This is a genomic window from Acidithiobacillus sp. TH-A117 (assembly GCF_057473465.1).
Genome location: NZ_JBYCKQ010000044.1, coordinates 1 through 19,369, shown reverse-complemented (window position 1 = coordinate 19,369; position 19,369 = coordinate 1). Strand labels below are relative to the sequence as shown.

General features: G+C 56.6%; 17 protein-coding genes, 1 tRNA gene and 1 pseudogene. 18 read left to right on the top strand and 1 reads right to left on the bottom strand.

Going from position 1 to position 19,369, the window contains the following annotated elements; translation table 11 throughout:
* The first annotated feature begins 47 nt into the window (after positions 1–47).
* From AC2VLR_RS10795 to AC2VLR_RS10710, 18 genes are all read left to right on the top strand, one after another.
* Positions 48–2,480, top strand: a complete 2,433-nt coding sequence (locus AC2VLR_RS10795) for a motility hub landmark protein FimV (RefSeq protein ID WP_486882119.1) — start codon at positions 48–50, stop codon at positions 2,478–2,480.
* Between the two features lie 2 nt (positions 2,481–2,482).
* Positions 2,483–3,310, top strand: a complete 828-nt coding sequence (gene truA / locus AC2VLR_RS10790; RefSeq protein WP_486882118.1) for a tRNA pseudouridine(38-40) synthase TruA — start codon at positions 2,483–2,485, stop codon at positions 3,308–3,310.
* Between the two features lie 94 nt (positions 3,311–3,404).
* Entirely contained in the window at positions 3,405–4,016 is a 612-nt protein-coding gene (locus AC2VLR_RS10785) for a phosphoribosylanthranilate isomerase (RefSeq protein ID WP_486882117.1), read from the top strand.
* Between the two features lie 9 nt (positions 4,017–4,025).
* On the top strand, positions 4,026–5,225 hold the full coding sequence (trpB, locus tag AC2VLR_RS10780; RefSeq protein ID WP_486882116.1) for a tryptophan synthase subunit beta: 1,200 nt from the start codon (positions 4,026–4,028) through the stop codon (positions 5,223–5,225).
* Entirely contained in the window at positions 5,222–6,037 is an 816-nt protein-coding gene (gene trpA, locus AC2VLR_RS10775; protein WP_486882115.1) for a tryptophan synthase subunit alpha, read from the top strand. Before trpB ends, trpA begins: the two co-directional genes overlap by 4 nt.
* Complete coding sequence (accD, locus tag AC2VLR_RS10770) at positions 6,034–6,918, top strand: acetyl-CoA carboxylase, carboxyltransferase subunit beta (RefSeq protein ID WP_215843820.1); 885 nt, start codon at positions 6,034–6,036, stop codon at positions 6,916–6,918. The genes trpA and accD overlap by 4 nt, the downstream gene beginning before the upstream one ends.
* Before the next feature lie 32 nt (positions 6,919–6,950).
* A complete protein-coding gene (locus AC2VLR_RS10765) occupies positions 6,951–8,237 on the top strand; it encodes a bifunctional folylpolyglutamate synthase/dihydrofolate synthase (RefSeq protein WP_486882114.1) in 1,287 nt (428 codons plus the stop codon).
* On the top strand, positions 8,234–8,731 hold the full coding sequence (locus AC2VLR_RS10760; protein ID WP_486882113.1) for a CvpA family protein: 498 nt from the start codon (positions 8,234–8,236) through the stop codon (positions 8,729–8,731). Before AC2VLR_RS10765 ends, AC2VLR_RS10760 begins: the two co-directional genes overlap by 4 nt.
* Positions 8,721–10,166 carry an amidophosphoribosyltransferase gene (purF, locus tag AC2VLR_RS10755; RefSeq protein WP_486882112.1) on the top strand — a complete coding sequence of 482 codons (1,446 nt, stop codon included), beginning with the start codon at positions 8,721–8,723 and terminating at the stop codon, positions 10,164–10,166. Before AC2VLR_RS10760 ends, purF begins: the two co-directional genes overlap by 11 nt.
* Entirely contained in the window at positions 10,163–11,374 is a 1,212-nt protein-coding gene (locus tag AC2VLR_RS10750) for an O-succinylhomoserine sulfhydrylase (protein WP_486882111.1), read from the top strand. The genes purF and AC2VLR_RS10750 overlap by 4 nt, the downstream gene beginning before the upstream one ends.
* A 62-nt stretch (positions 11,375–11,436) precedes the next feature.
* On the top strand, positions 11,437–12,030 hold the full coding sequence (locus AC2VLR_RS10745; RefSeq protein ID WP_486882110.1) for a CBS domain-containing protein: 594 nt from the start codon (positions 11,437–11,439) through the stop codon (positions 12,028–12,030).
* A 41-nt stretch (positions 12,031–12,071) separates the two neighbouring features.
* Positions 12,072–13,397 (top strand): hemolysin family protein, encoded by a 1,326-nt coding sequence (locus AC2VLR_RS10740; RefSeq protein WP_486882109.1) that lies wholly within the window; start codon positions 12,072–12,074, stop codon positions 13,395–13,397.
* An 11-nt stretch (positions 13,398–13,408) separates the two neighbouring features.
* Positions 13,409–14,452, top strand: a complete 1,044-nt coding sequence (gene queA / locus AC2VLR_RS10735) for a tRNA preQ1(34) S-adenosylmethionine ribosyltransferase-isomerase QueA (RefSeq protein WP_486882108.1) — start codon at positions 13,409–13,411, stop codon at positions 14,450–14,452.
* Positions 14,452–15,567 carry a tRNA guanosine(34) transglycosylase Tgt gene (tgt, locus tag AC2VLR_RS10730; protein ID WP_486882107.1) on the top strand — a complete coding sequence of 372 codons (1,116 nt, stop codon included), beginning with the start codon at positions 14,452–14,454 and terminating at the stop codon, positions 15,565–15,567. The genes queA and tgt overlap by 1 nt, the downstream gene beginning before the upstream one ends.
* 41 nt (positions 15,568–15,608) lie before the next feature.
* Positions 15,609–15,944 (top strand): preprotein translocase subunit YajC, encoded by a 336-nt coding sequence (gene yajC, locus AC2VLR_RS10725; protein WP_215843828.1) that lies wholly within the window; start codon positions 15,609–15,611, stop codon positions 15,942–15,944.
* A gap of 9 nt (positions 15,945–15,953) precedes the next feature.
* Positions 15,954–17,738, top strand: a complete 1,785-nt coding sequence (gene secD / locus AC2VLR_RS10720) for a protein translocase subunit SecD (RefSeq protein WP_486882106.1) — start codon at positions 15,954–15,956, stop codon at positions 17,736–17,738.
* Between the two features lie 9 nt (positions 17,739–17,747).
* A complete protein-coding gene (gene secF, locus AC2VLR_RS10715) occupies positions 17,748–18,698 on the top strand; it encodes a protein translocase subunit SecF (RefSeq protein WP_486882105.1) in 951 nt (316 codons plus the stop codon).
* 102 nt (positions 18,699–18,800) lie between these two features.
* Positions 18,801–18,892 (top strand) — tRNA-Ser (locus AC2VLR_RS10710).
* Positions 18,893–18,897: 5 nt separating this feature from the next.
* Here the strand turns inward: AC2VLR_RS10710 and AC2VLR_RS10705 are convergent.
* A pseudogene (locus AC2VLR_RS10705) lies at positions 18,898–19,369 on the bottom strand (hypothetical protein); the annotation flags it as partial.

Sequence of the window (19,369 nt, the reverse complement as noted above, 5' to 3'; positions counted from 1 at the left end):
CCGGCTCATGGCAGTACGCTTGCGCTACAGAAAAAGAGGAAAAAACAATGGAGAGAAAGAGTTGGTTATGGGCCATGGCCGGGATGGGTTTGCTGCTTCCGGGTATGGCCCAGGCGCTGGGCTTGGGATCTTTGCAGGTTCTCTCAGCCCCTGGAGAGCCCTTTCGGGCGGAAATAGCCATACAATCGGTTACTCCCCAGGCGGCTTCCAGTCTGAATGCCAGTCTGGCACCGGCCAGTGCTTTTGCCATGATCAATCTGCCCCAGGCTCAGTCCCTGGAGCATTGGCAATTTACGGTGCGCCGTGGCGACCAGCCAGCCATTTTGATTTCCAGCCCCTTACCGGTGAGCCAGCCCAATCTGCACTTTCTGGTCCAGCTGGATTGGTCGGGCGGTCAGCTGGTGCGCGAGTACACCGCCAGTGATGCGCTTGCCGCTACGCCTTTGGCCAGTTCTGTTGCCAGTATGCCAATGGCTGCACCGAGCATGCCAGTAAGCACGCCAGCCCCTCGGACCTTTGTTCCAGGCAGGCTCTATCACGGCTGGTCCCGCGTCAGTCGGTACGGCCCGGTTCCGATGAACAGCTCCTTGTATGATATCTCACGATCCATTACCGATAGTAATGCGGTGACGCTGGATCAGGTCATGTCTGCAGTGGTCAAGGCTAATCCACAAGCATTCAAAAATGCCAATCCCACCTATTTGTATGCAGGAAGTATGCTGAACTTGCCGAGTCTGACGCAGGTGCAGGCAATGGCGCCAGCCCAGGCCACAGCATGGCTGGCTACCCAAAGTCGTGATGGAGGTGTAACCCCGACACCCGTCAATAAAGCTGTGCAGGCTGCCACCCCCGTTGCTGATAAAAAACTACAGCCTGAGAAAACCACGACCAGTCCTACTGAAAGTGCTACCCATCTGGTCTTGTCCAGCGCACCAGCCAGTGCCGCTGCGGTCAGTGCCTCTACCAGCTCTACCAGCACAGCGCCTCTGACCGCAGATACCCTAGCGCTGCAAACAGAAAACCAGAAACTCAAAACGGAGGTCAGCGGCCTTGGCCAGCGTTTGAGTGCCGAAGAACGTCTTCTAGAGAATCAGGGGGTGCAACTGGCTACCCTTTCGCGCAACAGTGCGAATAACAGTCTGTTCAGTAATATTCCCCTGTTGCTTTCTCTGGGTGGAAATTTGCTGCTCCTGATTCTGTTTATCTGGATGCTGCGCCGTCAGAAGGAATCCGAACGGCGTCAGCGCGAGGTGTCGCAGCGTTTGTCCACCATGAATAACGCCAAACCCAAGCCGGTTGCCGAGCCCCAGGTGGTACCGCCTGCCGTAACGCCTGCCGTAAAGCCCGCACCCGCTGTGGCACCAGTTCCGGCTCCCGTTGCGGCATTCAATACGAATCCTGAGCCAGCGGTCAGTACTCCTCCGGTCGTTTCTGCCCCGGCATCGGCTATCACTGCTGCTCCCGAAACGGCGGGGATACTTGCTGAAGATGCAGCGGCTGCCGAGCCGGCCTTCTCGTCCGCATTCACGGCAGATCATGACGACGCCATGGAAATTGATCCCATTGAACAAGCGGATCTTTATCTGACTTACGGTAAATCCGAACAGGCCATCGCCGTGATGAATGAGGCGCTGGACGAGAATCCCCGCCGCAAGGAGTTGTATGTCAAACTCCTGGATATGTATGCAACCCTGGATCGCCATGCGGATTATCTGGATCTGGCGGAACGTATGCGCGGTCGTTTTGGACCGCACAATGCGGCCTGGCAGGAAGTGGCTGTCCAGGGCGCACGGCTTTTCCCGGGAAATGCCCTGTTTGTCCCGGAGCCTGAAGCTGAAGTTGCGGAAACGGCCAGTCCCTCTGCCATGGTAGCCTCAGCGGCTGTAGTACAGGAAACGCCGGTTGCTGCCGAAGCGGATGCCGCAGACAAACTGGACTTTCATTTTTCTCATGATGAGGCAGAAACGGCGCCTGTGTCCGGTAATGATACCTTCCCTTCAGAAGAAAAAGATCGCCTGTTGCATGATATTGACGAGCAATTCCGGCTGATGGATGAAGAACATCTCCATACCGAACCGGCCAGTGTCGAGACGACGGCTGCGGCGCCTGAATCTGGCGCAGTATCTGCAGCCGAAAACGTTCACTCGGAAGATACTCTGCCGTTTTCTTTCGGGTTGACCCCCTTTGAAGAGGAGCATGCCCCTGCCACCGCCCCATCTACGGAGCAGGTAGTTGAAGCGAAGGCCGAGCCCGATCTTGAGTCCGAAGTATTCCACGAAACACCCAGGCCCTTTGACGCCGATGCGTCCAGTTCGGCTGGCAGCGATGACTGGGATGCCGTCGGTACCAAGCTGGATCTGGCGAAGGCATACGTGGAAATGGGCGACAGCGAATCCGCACGGGACCTGCTCGAAGAAGTCAGCAAGGAAGGCAGTAGCAGTCAGCGTGAAGAAGCCCAGAAAATGCTCGAAGACTTGTAGTTTTGATTGCAGACGTTCCCGCAGATGACCCAAGGCCCGGCATTCGCTGGGCCTTGGGCATTGAATATGATGGCAACGGCTTTTGTGGCTGGCAGCGCCAATGCGGCCAGCCCAGTGTCCAGCAGTCACTGGAAGAAGCGCTCAGTCGGCTGGCGCAAACACCCATGACGGTGACGGTGGCCGGACGGACGGATACGGGTGTGCATGCTCTTTGCCAGGTCGTGCATTTTGATGCCCCGGTAATGCGCACGGCGGAATCCTGGGTACGTGCCACCAATACCTACCTGCCTGATGGTGTCGCTGTGCGCTGGGCGCAGCCGGTCCCCGCGCATTTTCATGCCCGTTTTTCGGCGACGGCCAGGCGCTATCGCTACGTCATCGTGAATCGCCGGGAAAAATCCGCTCTGTGGCGGCATCATACCGCCTGGGTATACAGTCACCTGGATATTGAACTGATGCAGGCGGCTGCAGATTTATTACTGGGCACCCATGATTTTTCGGCCTTCCGGGCCTCTTCCTGTCAGGCTAAAAATCCGGTACGCCATTTACAGCGACTGTCGCTCAGTCAGCGCGGTGAGTTGATTGCCATCGATGCAGAAGCCAATGGGTTTTTGCATCACATGGTGCGCAATCTGGCGGGAGTATTGATTGCCATTGGACGTGGCGATCAGCCGCCGTCCTGGGCTGCCGCTGTTCTTGCCAGTCGGGACCGCTGTCAGGCCAGCATAACGGCTCCTCCAGGCGGATTGTATTTTGTCGCACCCCGATATCCCGATGCATTTGCCCTGCCGGTGGATGCGGTAGATGCCGGATTTCTGACGGGAGAATAAGCGAACGGTGCGAGCCAAAGTCGCAAAAATCATCCCAACTGAGCGCCGTTTTCAGGCTCATGCTTTATCCCCATGGCGGTGTTAGAATGGACTGATGGTCAGAGTCAAAATTTGTGGCTTAACGCAGGTGGAAGATGTCCGGGCAGCGGCACGGGCGGGTGCGGACGCCATTGGTCTGGTTTTTTATGAGAAAAGTCCACGCGCAGTAAGCATTGATCAGGCCCGGAAGATGCTTCAGGCATTACCTCCCTTTGTCAGTTCGGTAGGACTTTTTGTGAATGCCGATCCGGCCCGGGTAGAGCAGGTTCTCGAACATTGTCCTCTGGATATCCTCCAGTTTCATGGCGATGAAACTCCGGAGTTCTGCCGCCGTTTTGGGCGTCCTTACCTGAAAGTGCTGCGGGTGTCCGGCGAAACTGATTTGCGCCGTCCACTGGATGATTATGGGGATGCCCAGGGCCTGCTGCTGGATTGCGCGGTGCCGGGGCAGTGGGGTGGTTCGGGACAGCGTTTTGCCTGGTGGAGATTGCCGGAGCTGGGCAAGCCGCTGATTCTGGCGGGAGGATTACAGGCGGAAAACGTCCAGGAAGCGGTGCGGATAGCGCAGCCCTATGGGGTGGATGTCAGTAGTGGGGTGGAGCGGTCGCCGGGCTGCAAGGATCATGGCAGAATGGCTGAATTTATAGTCCGATTGCAAGGGCTTTGAGGAGAAAATATGGACAACTACACATTGCCGGATGCATCTGGACATTATGGTCCCTATGGCGGCCGTTTTGTGGCGGAAACCCTGATTCCGGCGCTGGATGAATTGAATCAGGCCTATCAGGAGGCTCAGGCAGACCCTGAGTTTCGGGCCGAGTTACACAGTGAATTGCGCCAGTTTGTCGGCCGCCCGAATCCTTTGTATCACGCTGAGCGCATCTCCCGCATGTTGGGTGGGGCCCAGATTTACCTGAAACGGGAGGATCTCAACCATACCGGTGCCCATAAAATCAATAATGCCGTAGGGCAGGCGCTGTTGGCTCGGCGCATGGGGAAAAAACGGATTATTGCTGAAACTGGTGCCGGTCAACACGGGGTTGCCACAGCCACAGTGGCTACCCGCTACGGGATGGAATGTCTGGTCTATATGGGCGAAGAAGATATTCAGCGGCAGTCCAGCAATGTCTTCCGAATGCGTTTGCTGGGTGCCGAAGTGGCGGCTGTGACCAGTGGTACCCGCACCCTCAAAGATGCCTTGAATGAGGCGCTGCGGGACTGGGTTACGCATGTGGACAATACCTTTTATGTGATCGGTACCGTGGCAGGTCCCCATCCCTATCCGGCCATGGTCCGGGATTTTCATCGGGTGATTGGCGATGAGGCGCGGGCGCAATGTCTGGAACTGACCGGGCGTTTGCCGGATGTGTGTATTGCCTGTGTGGGTGGTGGCAGTAATGCCATAGGCTTGTTCTATCCATTCATCAACGACCAGTCCGTACGCCTGATAGGCGTGGAAGCGGGCGGTTTGGGGCTGAGTACGGGGCAGCATGCGGCCCCCCTGACTACGGGTCGACCGGGCGTATTACATGGTAATCGCACCTATCTGATGGAAGACGAAGATGGGCAGATCCTGCCGACCCATTCCATCTCCGCCGGTCTGGATTACCCCGGCGTGGGCCCGGAACATGCCTACCTGAAGGATATTGGCCGCGCCGAATACGTGGCGGCTACGGACCAGGAAGCCTTGCAGGCATTTCACCAGCTCTGCCGCACGGAAGGCATCATTCCGGCATTGGAAACCTCTCATGCCCTGGCCCATACTTTTGCTTTGGCACCTACCATGCGTTCGGACCAGACTATCATCGTCAATTTATCGGGCCGGGGTGACAAGGATATTCATACGGTGGCAGCGTTGGAGGGTATCCATTTATGAGTCGTCTGGCGACCATGTTTGCGGATTTGCAGCAGGAAAATAAAGCGGCTCTTATTCCTTTTATCACCGCCGGGGACCCTTCCCAGACAGTTACCGTAGACTTGATGCATACGCTGGTGGCCTCCGGCGCCGATGCCATCGAATTGGGCATGCCTTTTTCCGATCCCATGGCTGATGGTCCCAGTATTCAGCGAGCCAGCGAACGCGCGCTTGCCCGTGGGGTGAAGCTGCGCATGGTGCTGGAATGGGTGGGCGAGTTTCGCCGCAGTAACCGGCATACTCCGGTAATTCTCATGGGATACCTGAATCCCCTGGAAGCCATGGGCATGGCGACTTTTGCGGAGTTGGCCGCAGAGGCCGGTGTGGATGCGGTCATCATTGTGGACCTCACTCCCGAAGAAGCACACCATGAGTCGGCGCTGCTCAAAGCCCGGGGTATTGATCCGGTTTTCCTGCTGGCACCGACCAGTGGAGCAGCCCGGGTCCAGACCGTAAAAGCACTGGGTAGCGGCTTTGTATATTATGTCTCCCTGCGCGGTATCACGGGTGCGGCCCAGTCCAACTGGGAGGAAGTATTGGGGCGGGTGCGCGACCTGCGCCAGGAACTAGCCATGCCGGTCGCCATCGGTTTTGGTATCCGCGATGCCGAGACCGTCGCGCGAGTTGCTCAGGGTGCCGATGCGGTGGTGGTAGGGAGTGCTTTAGTGGAAATACTGGCAGCCTGTCCCGATGATCAGGCAGCTCTGCTGACGGCCAGCAACTTTCTACAGGATCTTGCCGCTGCCACGGTCAAAAATCGGAGTGCCTCATGAGTTGGTTTGACCGGGTATTACCACCCAAAATCAAAAAAAATCCTACCCCGGAACCCCAATCCAGCGAAAATAAACGTACGGTTCCCGAAGGACTGTGGTCCAAGTGCCCGACCTGTCAGACGGTTTTGTATCGCACTGAATTGGAAGAAAATCTGTTTGTCTGTCCGAATTGCGGACATCATCAGCGCATTACCGCGCGGCAACGGCTGGATTTTTTTCTGGACGCCGAACCGCGTCTGGAAATTGCCAAGGAGTTTGTGCCTGTCGATCCTCTGCGCTTCAAGGATCAGAAGCGCTACAAGGAGCGTTTACAGGAAGCACAGAGCAAGACCGGTGAAAAAGATGCTTTGGTGGTGATGCGTGGCCAGTTGCAAGGTCAACCGGTGGTTGCCGCCGCTTTTGCTTTTGAATTCATGGGCGGGAGCATGGGTTCGGTAGTGGGTGCTCGTTTTGCCCGGGCAGCGGAAACGGCTCTGGTGGAACGCTGCCCACTGGTCTGCTTCTCGGCCAGCGGCGGGGCGCGAATGCAGGAAGGTTTGCTGTCACTGATGCAAATGGCCAAGACTTCGGCTGCCGTAGAGCGCCTGGCCAAGGCGGGGTTGCCCTTTATATCGGTGCTCACCGATCCGACCATGGGCGGAGTGTCGGCAAGTCTCGCGACCCTCGGTGATGTGCTCATCGCCGAGCCCAAGGCCCTCATTGGTTTTGCCGGGCCAAGAGTCATTGAACAGACCATTCGCGAGAAACTGCCGGTGGGTTTTCAGCGCTCCGAATATTTGCTGGAACATGGGGCTATTGACCAGATTGTGGATCGTCGCCAGATGCGGACGGTCATCGGTGAAATTCTTGGTATGCTGACCCAGTCCAGTAGCCATGCCTGAGCTTTGAGCCGTTCAGGCAGCAGGATAGTGTTTTGACAGATGTCCTCAGTGAGCGGGTGATCCGCATGGCCGGGCCCCCGGAGCATATGGTCCTGGGTCTGGAGCGCATGCGTGCCGCCATGCTACTGCTGAATATCCCTGAACGTTTGCCCATGCCGGTGATCACGGTGGGCGGGACGAACGGCAAAGGCTCCACGGTCGCCTGTCTGGAGAGCTTTTATCGGCAGGCTGGTTATCGGGTTGCCGCCTATACCAGTCCACATATCTGGACATTCAACGAACGCCTGCGGCTGAATGGCGTTGTTGCGCCGACCAGGGTCTGGCAAGAGGCGTTGGATGAAATAGCAGCCTTGGCGGGCAGTGTCGCCCTTACTTTTTTCGAAATAACTACGCTGGCGGCGGTGAAAATATGCTGCGCCGCCCGGGTCGATCTGGCGATTCTGGAAGTGGGGCTGGGAGGGCGTCTGGATGCAGTCAATGCTTTTACCCCCGACTGCAGTGTCATCACCACCGTGGATATGGATCATCAGGATTGGTTGGGGCCGGATCGCCTGTCCATCGGTCGGGAAAAAGCCGGCATATTTCGGCCTGATGTACCCGCCCTTTATGGCGATGGAGAAAATCCCGTTGCCACGGTGCTGGAAAGTGCCGCACAGCAGCATGTACCACTCTATCTCCTCGGGCGTGATTTTGATTTTTCGGTGCAACCGCGCCGCTGGCAAGGTTTCGGGCAGATATTGCCCATGCCCGAGCCAGTCTGGGCGGGCGCTGGTCAGTGGCAGAATCTGGCGCTGGCCCTGGCCGCCGTCACTGTTTTGCAGCCAAAGTTAGCGGTGCCCGCGAGTGCCTTGAGTGACTGGCAGCTCCGTCCTGTTTTGTCAGGCAGAGCCCAGGAGCTGCGGCCCTGGGGGGCGGATGCACCCCGCCTGATTGTAGATGTCGCCCATAATCCCCAGGCTGTAGCACAACTGGCCGGGCTGCTGGCCGGGCGGCGGGAAGACTCCAAGGGCCGCTGCCATGCCATTGTTGCTATGCTGGCAGACAAGGATATTTGCGGTACGTTGAAATACTTGATCGAAGCTGTGGAAGTTTGGCATGTTCTGGAAATTACCGACACGCCCCGCGCCGCCCGAGCTGCGCATCTGGCCGATTGCTTGCGGGAACTGGGGGCGAAGCAGGTGGAGCTTGGACACAATATGCAAAAACTGTTGCAGGCGCTGGGTAACCAGTTGTCGGAAGAGGATATCATCGTCTGTTTCGGATCTTTTCATTTGGTCAATCAGTTGCCCCGCCACTGGCTGGAAGATTCTGCACCATGAGTTACTGGCTGGATATTGTGGTCGTTGGTTTGGTACTGCTCTCTGCGCTCTGGGGACTGTTTCGCGGTATGGTGCGCGAATTTTTTTCTCTGGCAGCCTGGATAGGGGGCTTTTATGTGGCCTGGACCTGGGGCGGGAGCTGGCTGGCTCCGCAGTTGTCTCATGATATCCCTGCAGGATGGCGGACGCCTTTGGCTTCCTTTATTTTGTTTTTTGCGTGTCTGGTGGTCGGTACCCTGTGCGCTTTTGTCGTTCGTAAGTTATTATACGGCATTGGCTTTGGAGCAACCGACCGGTTTCTGGGAGCCTTCTTCGGGTTTTTGCGGGGTTTGGTGCTGATCGCTATTCTGGTCACCTTGGTACAATCTTCCGATTTATCCCGTGAGTCCTGGTGGAAAAACTCCTGGCTGGCGCAGGAGCCCATAAAACACTGGTCACAATCATTGACGGCGCCAGCCGTGTCCTATTTGGAGTCGCAGAAAATTGCACACTGAACGTTGGGAAGAACAATGCATAGAAGATGATCATTTCCATGATGAATGTGGAGTGATTGGTGTTTTTGGGCATCCGGAAGCCGCGAATCTGACTTATCTTGGCCTTTATGCCCTGCAGCATCGCGGTCAGGAGTCTGCCGGGATCGTCTCGGAAGATCAGGGCAAACTTTTCGTCCAGCGCGGCATGGGGCGGGTGGCGGATGTGTTCGGACTGGAGCAGATCAGTAAACTGCCCGGCGAGCAGGCCATCGGGCATGTGCGTTACTCCACGGCGGGTGGTTCGGTACTGCGCAATACTCAACCGATTTTCATTAATTACCGGCACGGCGCTTTTGCGGTCGGGCATAATGGGAATCTGGTGAATGCCGAAGAGTTGCGCGTTCGTCTGGAGCAGGAAGGGGCGATTTTTCATACAGATATGGACACCGAAGTGATCGTCCATCTGCTCGCCCGGGTGCCCGGAGAAGACCCCGGTACCCGCTTGGCGGCAGCGCTGAAACAGGTATCGGGAGCCTATTCGCTGGTCTGTCTTACCGAAACCCGTTTGATAGGGGTGCGCGACCCTATGGGTTTCCGCCCCTTGGTGCTTGGGCGGCTGATTGATTCCGGTGGTTTTGTGCTGGCATCGGAAACCTGCGCGCTGGATTTGATGGGTGCCGAATTTGTGCGGGATATCGAGCCGGGTGAACTCATCATCATTTCCCGGGAAGGGATTGAAAGTCGCAAGCCTTTTGCCGTTACCGAACGCAGAATGTGTGTTTTTGAATATATTTATTTCGCCCGCCCCGATAGCGTTCTGGATGGTACCCATGTGTATTCCGCCCGTAAACGTATTGGTCAGGCTCTGGCTCGTCTGCATCCCCGGGAAGCCGACGTGGTGGTGCCGGTACCGGATTCCGGGGTGGCCGCAGCCATGGGTTATGCGGAAGCCTCAGGGCTGCCTTTTGAGTTGGGCCTGATCCGTAATCATTATGTAGGTCGGACCTTTATCCAACCCGCCCAGCGTGGCCGGGATTTTGGCGTCAAGGTCAAACTCAATGCCCAACCCAATATTCTGCATGGCAAGCGGGTGATTCTGGTGGATGATTCGATTGTGCGGGGTACGACCAGTGCCAAAATCGTCAATCTGGTCCGTGCTGCAGGCGCCCGGGAAGTGCATTTTCTGGTGAGTTCACCACCGACTACCGGTCCCTGTTACTACGGCATTGATACACCGGATCGTTCCCAGTTGATTGCCGCCCAGCATAGTATTGAGGAAGTGCGCAAAATCATCGGTGCCGATACCCTGGGATATATCAGCCTGGAGGCGCTCTATGCGGCCGTGGGTTCCCGGGAAAAGGGCTTTTGCGATGCCTGTTTCAGCGATGATTATCCTTTACCGACTCCTGAAGGACATGGCTCCCGTCAGTTGCACTTGCTCAAGGAGGTGAAATGAGTTCTGAACCTACAGATTGGAGCGCAGCACTGCGCCCGGAAACCCTGGCCATTCGTTCCGGTATTCACCGGACCCAGGAACAGGAGCACAGTGAAGCGATTTTTCCGACCTCCAGTTTTGTGTTCGCGTCGGCCGAGGAAGCAGCAGAACGCTTTGCCGGTCGAGTGCCGGGCAATATCTACGCGCGCTTTACCAATCCGACGGTACGCACTTTCGAAGAACGTCTGGCTGCTCTGGAAGGCGCCGAGGCCTGTGTGGCTACGGCATCGGGGATGGCCGCCTGCATGACCGCGTTCATGGGCTTATTGAAAGCAGGCGATCATATTGTTGCCTCGCGGTCCATTTTCGGGACGACGGTGCAATTCCTCAGTACCATTCTCGGCCGTTTTGGCGTCGAGACCACCTATGTGCCCCTGGCAGACCTGGATGCCTGGAAGGCCGCCATTCGTCCCGAAACCCGGCTGTTGTTTCTGGAAACGCCGTCCAATCCCCTGACGGAAATTGGTGATTTGACGGCCTTGGCGGATCTGGCCCATGCCCATGATGCCTGGCTGGTGGTGGATAACTGTTTCTGTACCCCGGCTTTGCAGCAACCCCTGAAATTCGGCGCTGATTTGGTGCTGCATTCTGCCACCAAATATCTGGACGGGCAGGGGAGAACCCTGGGGGGGGCTGTTTGTGGCAGCAATGCCCTGTTGAACAATGGCCCGCGCAATTTTGTTCGCACTGCCGGGCCGAGCTTGAGTCCCTTTAATGCCTGGGTCCAGCTCAAAGGTCTGGAAACCCTGGCTTTGCGTATGGAAAAGCACTGTCAGAATGCCCAACAGATAGCCGAATGGCTAGCTGCCCGTCCGGAAGTGGAAAGGGTCTATTTCCCTGGCTTGAAAAGTCATCTCCAACAGGCGCTGGCGGCGCAGCAACAAAGTCGTCCCGGCGCCATCCTGTCCTTCGATCTGAAAGGCGGGCAGGAAACGGCCTGGCGCTTCGTCAATGGTCTGCGTCTGCTGTCTCTGACGGCAAACCTGGGAGACGCCAAAACCACCATAACCCATCCCGCCAGTACCACACACAGCCGGGTCAGTCCCGAAGCCCGGGCCGCCGCCGGTATTGGCGATGGCCTGCTGCGCATCAGTATCGGACTGGAGCATGTGGATGATCTTCAGGATGATTTGCGCCGGGGTTTTGCCGCCGCCATGGCTGCGACCTGATTTGCGCTATGCTGATTGAATAGCGAGATGTTTCCTTTTACTTTACTGACGGAGAAAAAGAGATGACAAGATTCCGTGCCTTACAACGTCATGGCCTCCAGCCCGACACCCGTGTTTGTTTGTTTGATAATGGCCTGCCCCTGAGCCTTACGCCGGAAGACTCCGCGCTGAAAAGCATGACCGACCTGCGACGAGTTCCGGCGGCATCCATCAAACCTGAAGCGAGCATTGATCAGGCCATGCAACGTATGATTCATATGGGCGTGCGCCTGCTGCTGGTGCTCGATGATCTGGGAGTACTGGTGGGATTGATTACCGCCCGGGACATTATGGGTGAAAAGCCGGTGCGTCTGGCTGCCGAAGAACATATCCCGCGCGATAATATCCAGGTTCAGAGTATCATGGTGCCGCTCGGCCAGATTGATGTGCTGGATCTGCCGGAAGTAGAGCGCTCCACCGTAGGGGATATTGTCCTCACCCTGCGCAAGGCCAGTCGTCAGCATGCGCTGGTTCGCGAAGAAACACCCCGGGGCATTGAAATTCGCGGCATATTTTCCATCAGCCAGATTGCCCGGCAATTGGGGGTCACCCTGCCCAGCAATGATGTGGTGCAGAGTTTTGCCGGCCTGGAGCAGCTCATTGCCAGCGATGACTGAAGCCATCCGGATTACGCTGCTGCAGATGGGGGCTTGCCCCGGTGACTGAAGCCAATGGGCTGCTGCTGGCAGCCCTCTTGATTTTACTGAATGGATTTTTTGTGGCGGCAGAGTTTGCCCTGGTCCGCCTGCGCAGTACCCATGCCCGTACCCTGGCCCAGGAACACGGTCTGCGTGGCCGCATTCTGGTGCGTATGCATGGCCGTCTCGATGCCTATCTGTCGGCCACCCAGCTGGGTATTACTTTCGCCTCCCTGGGTATCGGCTGGATTGGCGAACCGGCCATGGCCCGCTTGCTGGAGCCCGTACTGGGGTTTTTCGGGGTGCGTAATCCAGCCATCCTGCAGTCCGTTGCCCTGGCCCTGGGCTTTGGCCTGGTGTCCTTTGTGGTCATTGTCGTTGGCGAACTGGTACCCAAATCCCTGGCCATCCGCAAAGTCGAAGCGGTATCCCTGTGGACGGGGGCACCGCTCTATGCTTTTTACTGGCTGATGTATCCAGCCATTTGGGTCCTCAACGGGGCAACGCGCATTGTTCTCCGGTTGTTCGCCTTGCGCCTCGATCAGCATGCCGGAGATGCGCCCCATTCCCGGGATGAGCTGGCCATGATTCTGGCCCTCAGCCAGGCCCAGGGCACCCTGGGTCAGCGTACCGGGGATATTCTCGATCGCACCCTGGACTTTACGGAGCTGACGGCCGGCGATTTGATGCGCCCCGCTGCCGACATGATCTGTCTGATGCGCGAAGACAGCACCGCAGAAACCCGGACGCTGATGTTGCGCCATCGCTTTACCCGCTACCCGGTCTGCGAGGGCGACCGCCAGCACGTCATCGGCCTGCTGCATGTCAAGGATGCTTTTGCCCGACTGGCGCGTCATGGGGATCTGGGCGATCTCAAAAATCTGCTCCGCCCCCTGCCTTCGGTCAACAAGGCGCTGCCTGCCATGGATTTGCTCAGTCATTTTCGTTCCGGTCACCCCCATTTTGCCCTGGTGGTCGACGATCTCGGCACCATCACCGGATTTGTGACCCTGGATCACGTCCTGGAGAGTCTTCTCGGTGTCATTCCTGATGAATTCCGACACCAGCGCAAGGAATGGCAGCGGCGCCTGGATGGCAGTTGGGTGGGATCGGGCAGTCTCTCCCTCTATTCGTTGGAGCGCTGTCTGGATCGGGATATTGACGAGGATGCGGCAGATACCATCGGTGGACTGGTGATGCGGCAACTGGACAGAGTCCCGGAGGAGGGCGAGCGGGTGCATTTTCCGGACTTTGATGTGCTGGTATTGCGCAAGAAAGGCCCGCGCATTACCCAGGTGCAAGTGATTCCCCATCCGCCAGAAGATGAAACGGACTGGTTTTCCTGAATAGAGACAATATGCTGAAAAGTGATTTTTCCTATGACTTGCCCCCGGAGCTGATTGCCCAGGAACCTCTCGCCGAGCGCAGCGCCTCACGGATGCTGGTGGTCGATGGTCAGAGCGGCCAGTGGCAGGATAGCGAGATTCGCCAGTTGCCCGCATGGCTGCATCCCGGCGACCTGCTGATTCTCAACGATACCCGGGTACTTCCCGCCAGACTCCACGCCCACAAGGAAACGGGTGGGGCGGTGGAATTATTGCTGGATCGGCTACTGGGTGAACAGGAGGGCTGGTTTCTGGCCAAGTCTTCCAAAGCCTTGCGGCCCGGTATGCACTTGCGTCTGGCCCATGGTGATGAAGCTGAAGTTCTGGAAAAAGAAGGTATGGATGTGCGCCTGCATCTCCTGCAGGGCTCCTGGTTGGATATCCTCGAATCCGAGGGGAGCATGCCGCTTCCGCCCTACATTCACCGCGCTCCCGAAGCCTCTGACCGGGAGCGTTACCAGACGGTTTATGCCGATAAGCCGGGGGCGGTCGCTGCCCCGACCGCCGGTCTGCATTTTGATCAGGCCCTGCTGGATGCCCTGGAGGCACGCGGAGTCGAGCGGCGTTTTGTCACCCTTCATGTCGGTGCCGGGACGTTTTTACCGGTGCGCAGCGATGACGTGCTGGAACATGTCATGCACGCGGAAACCCTGATAGTGTCGCAGGAAACCGTGGATGCCATAGCTGCAACCAAGGCGCGGGGCGGTCGGGTGATAGCAGTGGGTACCACCGCCTGTCGGGCGCTGGAAACCGCCGGACAAGACGGAAACCTCCGTCCTTATGTGGGGGAAACCCGGCTGTTTTTGTACCCGGGTAAAAAATTTCAGGTTATCGATGCCTTGCTGACTAATTTTCATCTGCCCGAATCGACTTTACTGATGCTGGTCTGTGCTTTTGCGGGCACGGAATGTATGCTTGCCGCTTACCGCCATGCAGTGGCCGCACGCTATCGTTTTTTCAGCTATGGAGATGCCATGTTCATTACCCCCGCCGTGCCCGGAACCCGTGTGACCTGATGGGGATTTACGAAGTTCTGGGTGAGGATGGTGCCGCCCGGCGCGGTATCGTCCATTTGCCACGCGGCGATATTCAAACCCCGGCCTTCATGCCGGTGGGTACCTATGGCACTGTCAAGGCCATGGCGCCTGAAGAACTCAAGGCCCTTGGTGCGGACATCATTCTCGGTAACACCTTTCATCTGTTTCTACGTCCGGGTCTGGAAGTGATCAGTGCTCTGGGGGGGCTGCACCGGATGATGCACTGGGATCGCCCCATTCTCACGGACTCCGGGGGCTTTCAGGTGTTCAGTCTCGGAGCCTTGCGCAAGCTGCGCGAGGCCGGGGTGGAATTCCGCGCCCCCAGCGATGGTCACAAGGTCTTTCTGGGGCCGGAAGATTCCATGCAGATTCAGGCGGTACTGGGTTCGGATATTGCCATGGTTTTTGATGAATGTACGCCCCATCCGGCGACTTACGCCGAAGCACGGACGAGCATGGAGCTTTCCCTGCGCTGGGCAGCCCGTTCGCGCCTGGCCTATCAGGGGCCTGGTCAGCTATTTGGCATTGTCCAGGGCGGGATGTACGCCGATTTACGGAGACGCTCACTGGAAGGCCTGCAAAAGCTCGACTTTCCGGGTCTCGCCGTGGGTGGCCTTTCGGTAGGCGAAAGCAAGGCCGAGATGATGCAGGTGTTGGAAGACCTCATGCCCTGGATGCCCAAGGATCGGCCGCGTTACCTGATGGGGGTGGGGACGCCGGAAGACCTGGTCGAGGGCGTCTATCGGGGCGTGGATATGTTCGATTGCGTCATGCCTACTCGAAACGCCCGCAACGGCTGGCTGTTTACCCGGGACGGCATCCTCAAGCTGCGTAACGCCCGCTATGAAAAAGACTCCCTACCTCCCGATCCGGAATGTGGCTGTTATACCTGCCAAAATTATAGTCGTGCCTACTTGCGGCACCTGCAGCGCAGCCAGGAAATATTGGGCGCCCGGCTGAATACCCAGCACAATCTTCATTATTACCAGGATCTCATGGCCGGTTTGCGCCAGGCCATCATGCAGCGGCGTCTGGAAGCTTTCCGGAAAGAATTTTATCAGCGGCGCACGACAAGTTCCCTCATTGACGCCTAAAGGCTACAATGGGCGCCCTCTAACCTGATCAGGAGTGGATAATGAGTTTTTCACCGATTGCCAATGCCTATGCCGGAACTGCAGCCGGTGGTGGTTCAGACTCCGGACTGATCATGATTGTGTATATTCTGGTTTTTGGCGCCATCATCTACTTCATGATGATTCGTCCGCAGATGAAAAAATCCAAAGAGCAGCGCCAACTCATGGCATCCATTTCCAAGGGTGATGAGGTTGTCACCCTGGGCGGACTCGCCGGCCGCGTTATGCAACTTGGCGACGAATATCTGCATATTGAAGTCGCTGAAGGCGTGACAGTGAAAGTCCAGAAAGCGGCGGTCACTTTGTTGCTTCCCAAAGGGACTCTGAAAAAACTTTAAGGCCTGTTCATGACCCGTTATCCGTGGTGGAAGTACCTGATTATTCTCCTGGTGGTGATCCCGGCATTGTTATATGCACTGCCCAATTTTTATGGCTGGCATGCCGCTGTAGAAGTACGCGCACCCATCGGCACCATCATTCCACCCGTAGCAACGCTGCAAGGCTGGCTGCAGGATGCCAAAATTCCAGTGACCCGGGTCAGCAGCGATGCCCAGGGCAGCACTTTTTTCTTCCCCGATGATAATGCCCAGGGGCTGGCGGAAACCTTGCTGCAGAATAAACTGCCGGCTAATGCCCAGGTGATCCTGTCACAAATGTCTGCCGAACCTGACTGGCTGAAATCCCTGGGTGGCAAGCCGGTCAACCTGGGTCTGGATTTGCGGGGCGGGGTGTATTTGCTGCTGCGGGTCGATACGGATGCCGTTATCAAACACGCCCTGGAACAGGATAGCGGTAGCTTGCGAACCTTCCTGCGTCACAAGGATCTTCAGTATCTCGCTGTCAACAATACGAGCCCCAGTTCTCTGGCCATTGAAATGGCCAGCCCGGCCCTGGCCCAGCAGGCACAAAAAGCCATTGCCCAGCAATACCCCGATTATGCGGTCACTGTTCAGCCCAAAGGCATTATCGAGGTGACCATCACCCCTGATGCCGCCAAAAAAATGAAAGATGATGCCCTCCAGCAGGCCATCGTGGTGATCCGCAATCGTATTGATGAGCTGGGGGTTTCGGAACCGGTCATTCAACGTCAGGGGATGGAACATATTGCGGTACAGTTGCCGGGTGTGCAGGATACCCAGCGCGCCAAGTCCATTATTGGTTCCACCGCGCAATTGGAGTTCAAGATGGTGGATGATCAGGCTAATATGGCCGATGCCCTGAAGGGTCAGCTGCCACCTGGAACCGCCCTTTATTACGGTCTGCATGGTTCACCTTATGTACTATATACCGATACGGTACTGACCGGCCGTTATTTGAGCAATGCCAGTGCCGGAGTGGATAACAATAATGGCGAATCCATCATTAACGTCAGTTTTAATAATGCCGGTACCCGCATTTTTGGTGATCTGACCAGTAAAAATGTGGGCAAGCGCATGGCGATTCTGCTCGATAACAAAGTGGTGACGGCCCCCGTCATTCGTGAAGCCATCACCGGTGGCAGAGCCCAGATCACCGGCTTTGCCAATCTCAAGGCGGCCAGCAATGCCGCCATTGAACTGCGGGCAGGGGCGTTGCCGGCGCCCGTACATATTTCCGAGGAGCGCACCGTAGGCCCCACCCTGGGTCAGGATTCCATTCATGACGGCGTCATGGCCGTGCTGTTTGGGATGGTTTTTGTGGTCGCATTTATGACCATTTACTATCGGGCCTTTGGCCTGATCGCGGATCTGGCTATTCTGGTCAATATTCTCGCTATTCTGGCGGTACTTTCCTTGATGGGAGGGACCCTGACCCTGCCGGGTATTGCCGGTATTGTGCTGAAAATCGGTTTGGCGGTGGATGCCAACGTGCTGGTTTTTGAACGCATCCGTGAGGAATTACGCCATGGCATGAGTGTGCGGGCAGCTATTGACGCCGGATTCAAAAAAGCCTTTGCGACCATTGTGGATTCCAATATTACGGTGTTGATTGCCGCACTGGTGCTCTTCCAGTTTGGTACCGGAGCTATCAAGGGATTTGCGCTGGTGCTGACTATCGGGGTAATCACCTCCATGTTTACCGCAACCATGATGAGTCGCGGGATTATCGAACGTGTCCTCGGTAAGCGACGCGTCCAGAAACTCTATATTTGAGGCGAGGTCATGGAATTATTTAAAGCACGTACCCATGTGGATTTCATGTCGAGGCGCTGGATATTTCTCGGCATATCTGCGTTGCTGATTGTGGCCTCCGTGGCGGTTTTTCTGGTGCGTGGACTGAATTACAGTATTGATTTTACCGGCGGCACCCTGGTGGAGCTGGCTTTCAGCAAAACCCCGGATCTGGGTGCGGTGCGAGGGACGCTGACGGCGGCAGGATTTCACAATGTGGTGGTGCAAACCTTTGGCGGAGATCGCGACCTGCTGATTCGTCTGCGCACGCAGCCGGGTGAGAGCAGCGCCGTAGGCACCCGCATTTTACAGGTCTTTCAGAAAAACCAGGCGGCCTATCCTGATGTACAGCTCCGGCGCACTGAGTATGTGGGCCCGGAAGTTGGCAAAGAGCTCCGCAACAAGGGCATCATGGCCTTGATTATTGTGACGCTGGGGATTCTGATTTACGTGGGGTTCCGCTTTGAATGGCGCTTTGCGGTGGGTGGGGTGCTGGCCATGCTCCATGATCCTATTCTGGTGGTGGGTTTTTTTGCCATCAGCCAGGAAGAGTTTTCCCTGACGGTCATCGCTGCTTTGTTGGTGATCATGGGTTATTCCCTGAACGACACCGTGGTGGTGTTTGACCGTATGCGTGAAGACCTGCGCGCCTCGCGCAGCGGAGATGTGGCGGGAATCTTCAATGTAGCCATCAATGAAACCCTGTCCAGAACGGTCATCACCAGTTTCATCACCTTCATGGTGGCGCTCTCCCTGTTTTTGTTTGGCGGGCCGGTCATTCATGGTTTTGCCACAGCCCTGGTGATTGGCGTGGTGGTCGGCACCTATTCTTCCATATTTGTCGCCAGCCCCATCGCCTTATGGTTGGGGTTGAAACGGGAGCATGTCCTCAAACGCCAATTTATCAGCTCCAAGGATCGTAACGATGGCGCCCGCTTGTAAGGTGTTTTACTGGTAGCGGATGATTCTATCCGAACGCCCGGGTTTTGAGGGCGTTTAGAGGGCTTGCCGAAGCCCTCATGAAAGCTTAATGTATGCCTCCACGGAGAGGTACCGAAGTGGCCATAACGGCGCCGACTCGAAATCGGATGGGGGTTAATAGCCCCACGTGGGTTCGAATCCCACCCTCTCCGCCATTTTTTCAAAAGGGGATCGTAAAGTTGGCCCCTACATAACTCCGGTGATAACCTGAGCCTCCTCCATATGCGCTAGCTATCTCGGTATAACCTCCAGTAAGGCTGATTTGTAAATAATGTGAAACAATATCGGTAATGGTACCGTAAAAATCAGCTACTGGTGTCGTTACGCCATCTACGGTCTGACTACCGTAGCCCGCATAAAGACGCATCACAGAATAAGGCGAAAATTTCTGCACATATATGACATACCCCAATGCTTCCAGGTAGTGATGAGGGTTGAAATAGCCACCATTAACGATACCCACGCCGCTGGTATATGCTCGGAAATATCCCTGAACCCCGAGGCTGATGGGTAGGCTACTGAAACTGTAAAATTCCGGAGTAACACGGGCTACAACGCCGTCACGTTGATTGGCATCACTAAAGGCTTGATGAAAATATGCTACACCCAATGTGCCAATATTCCTGAGACGA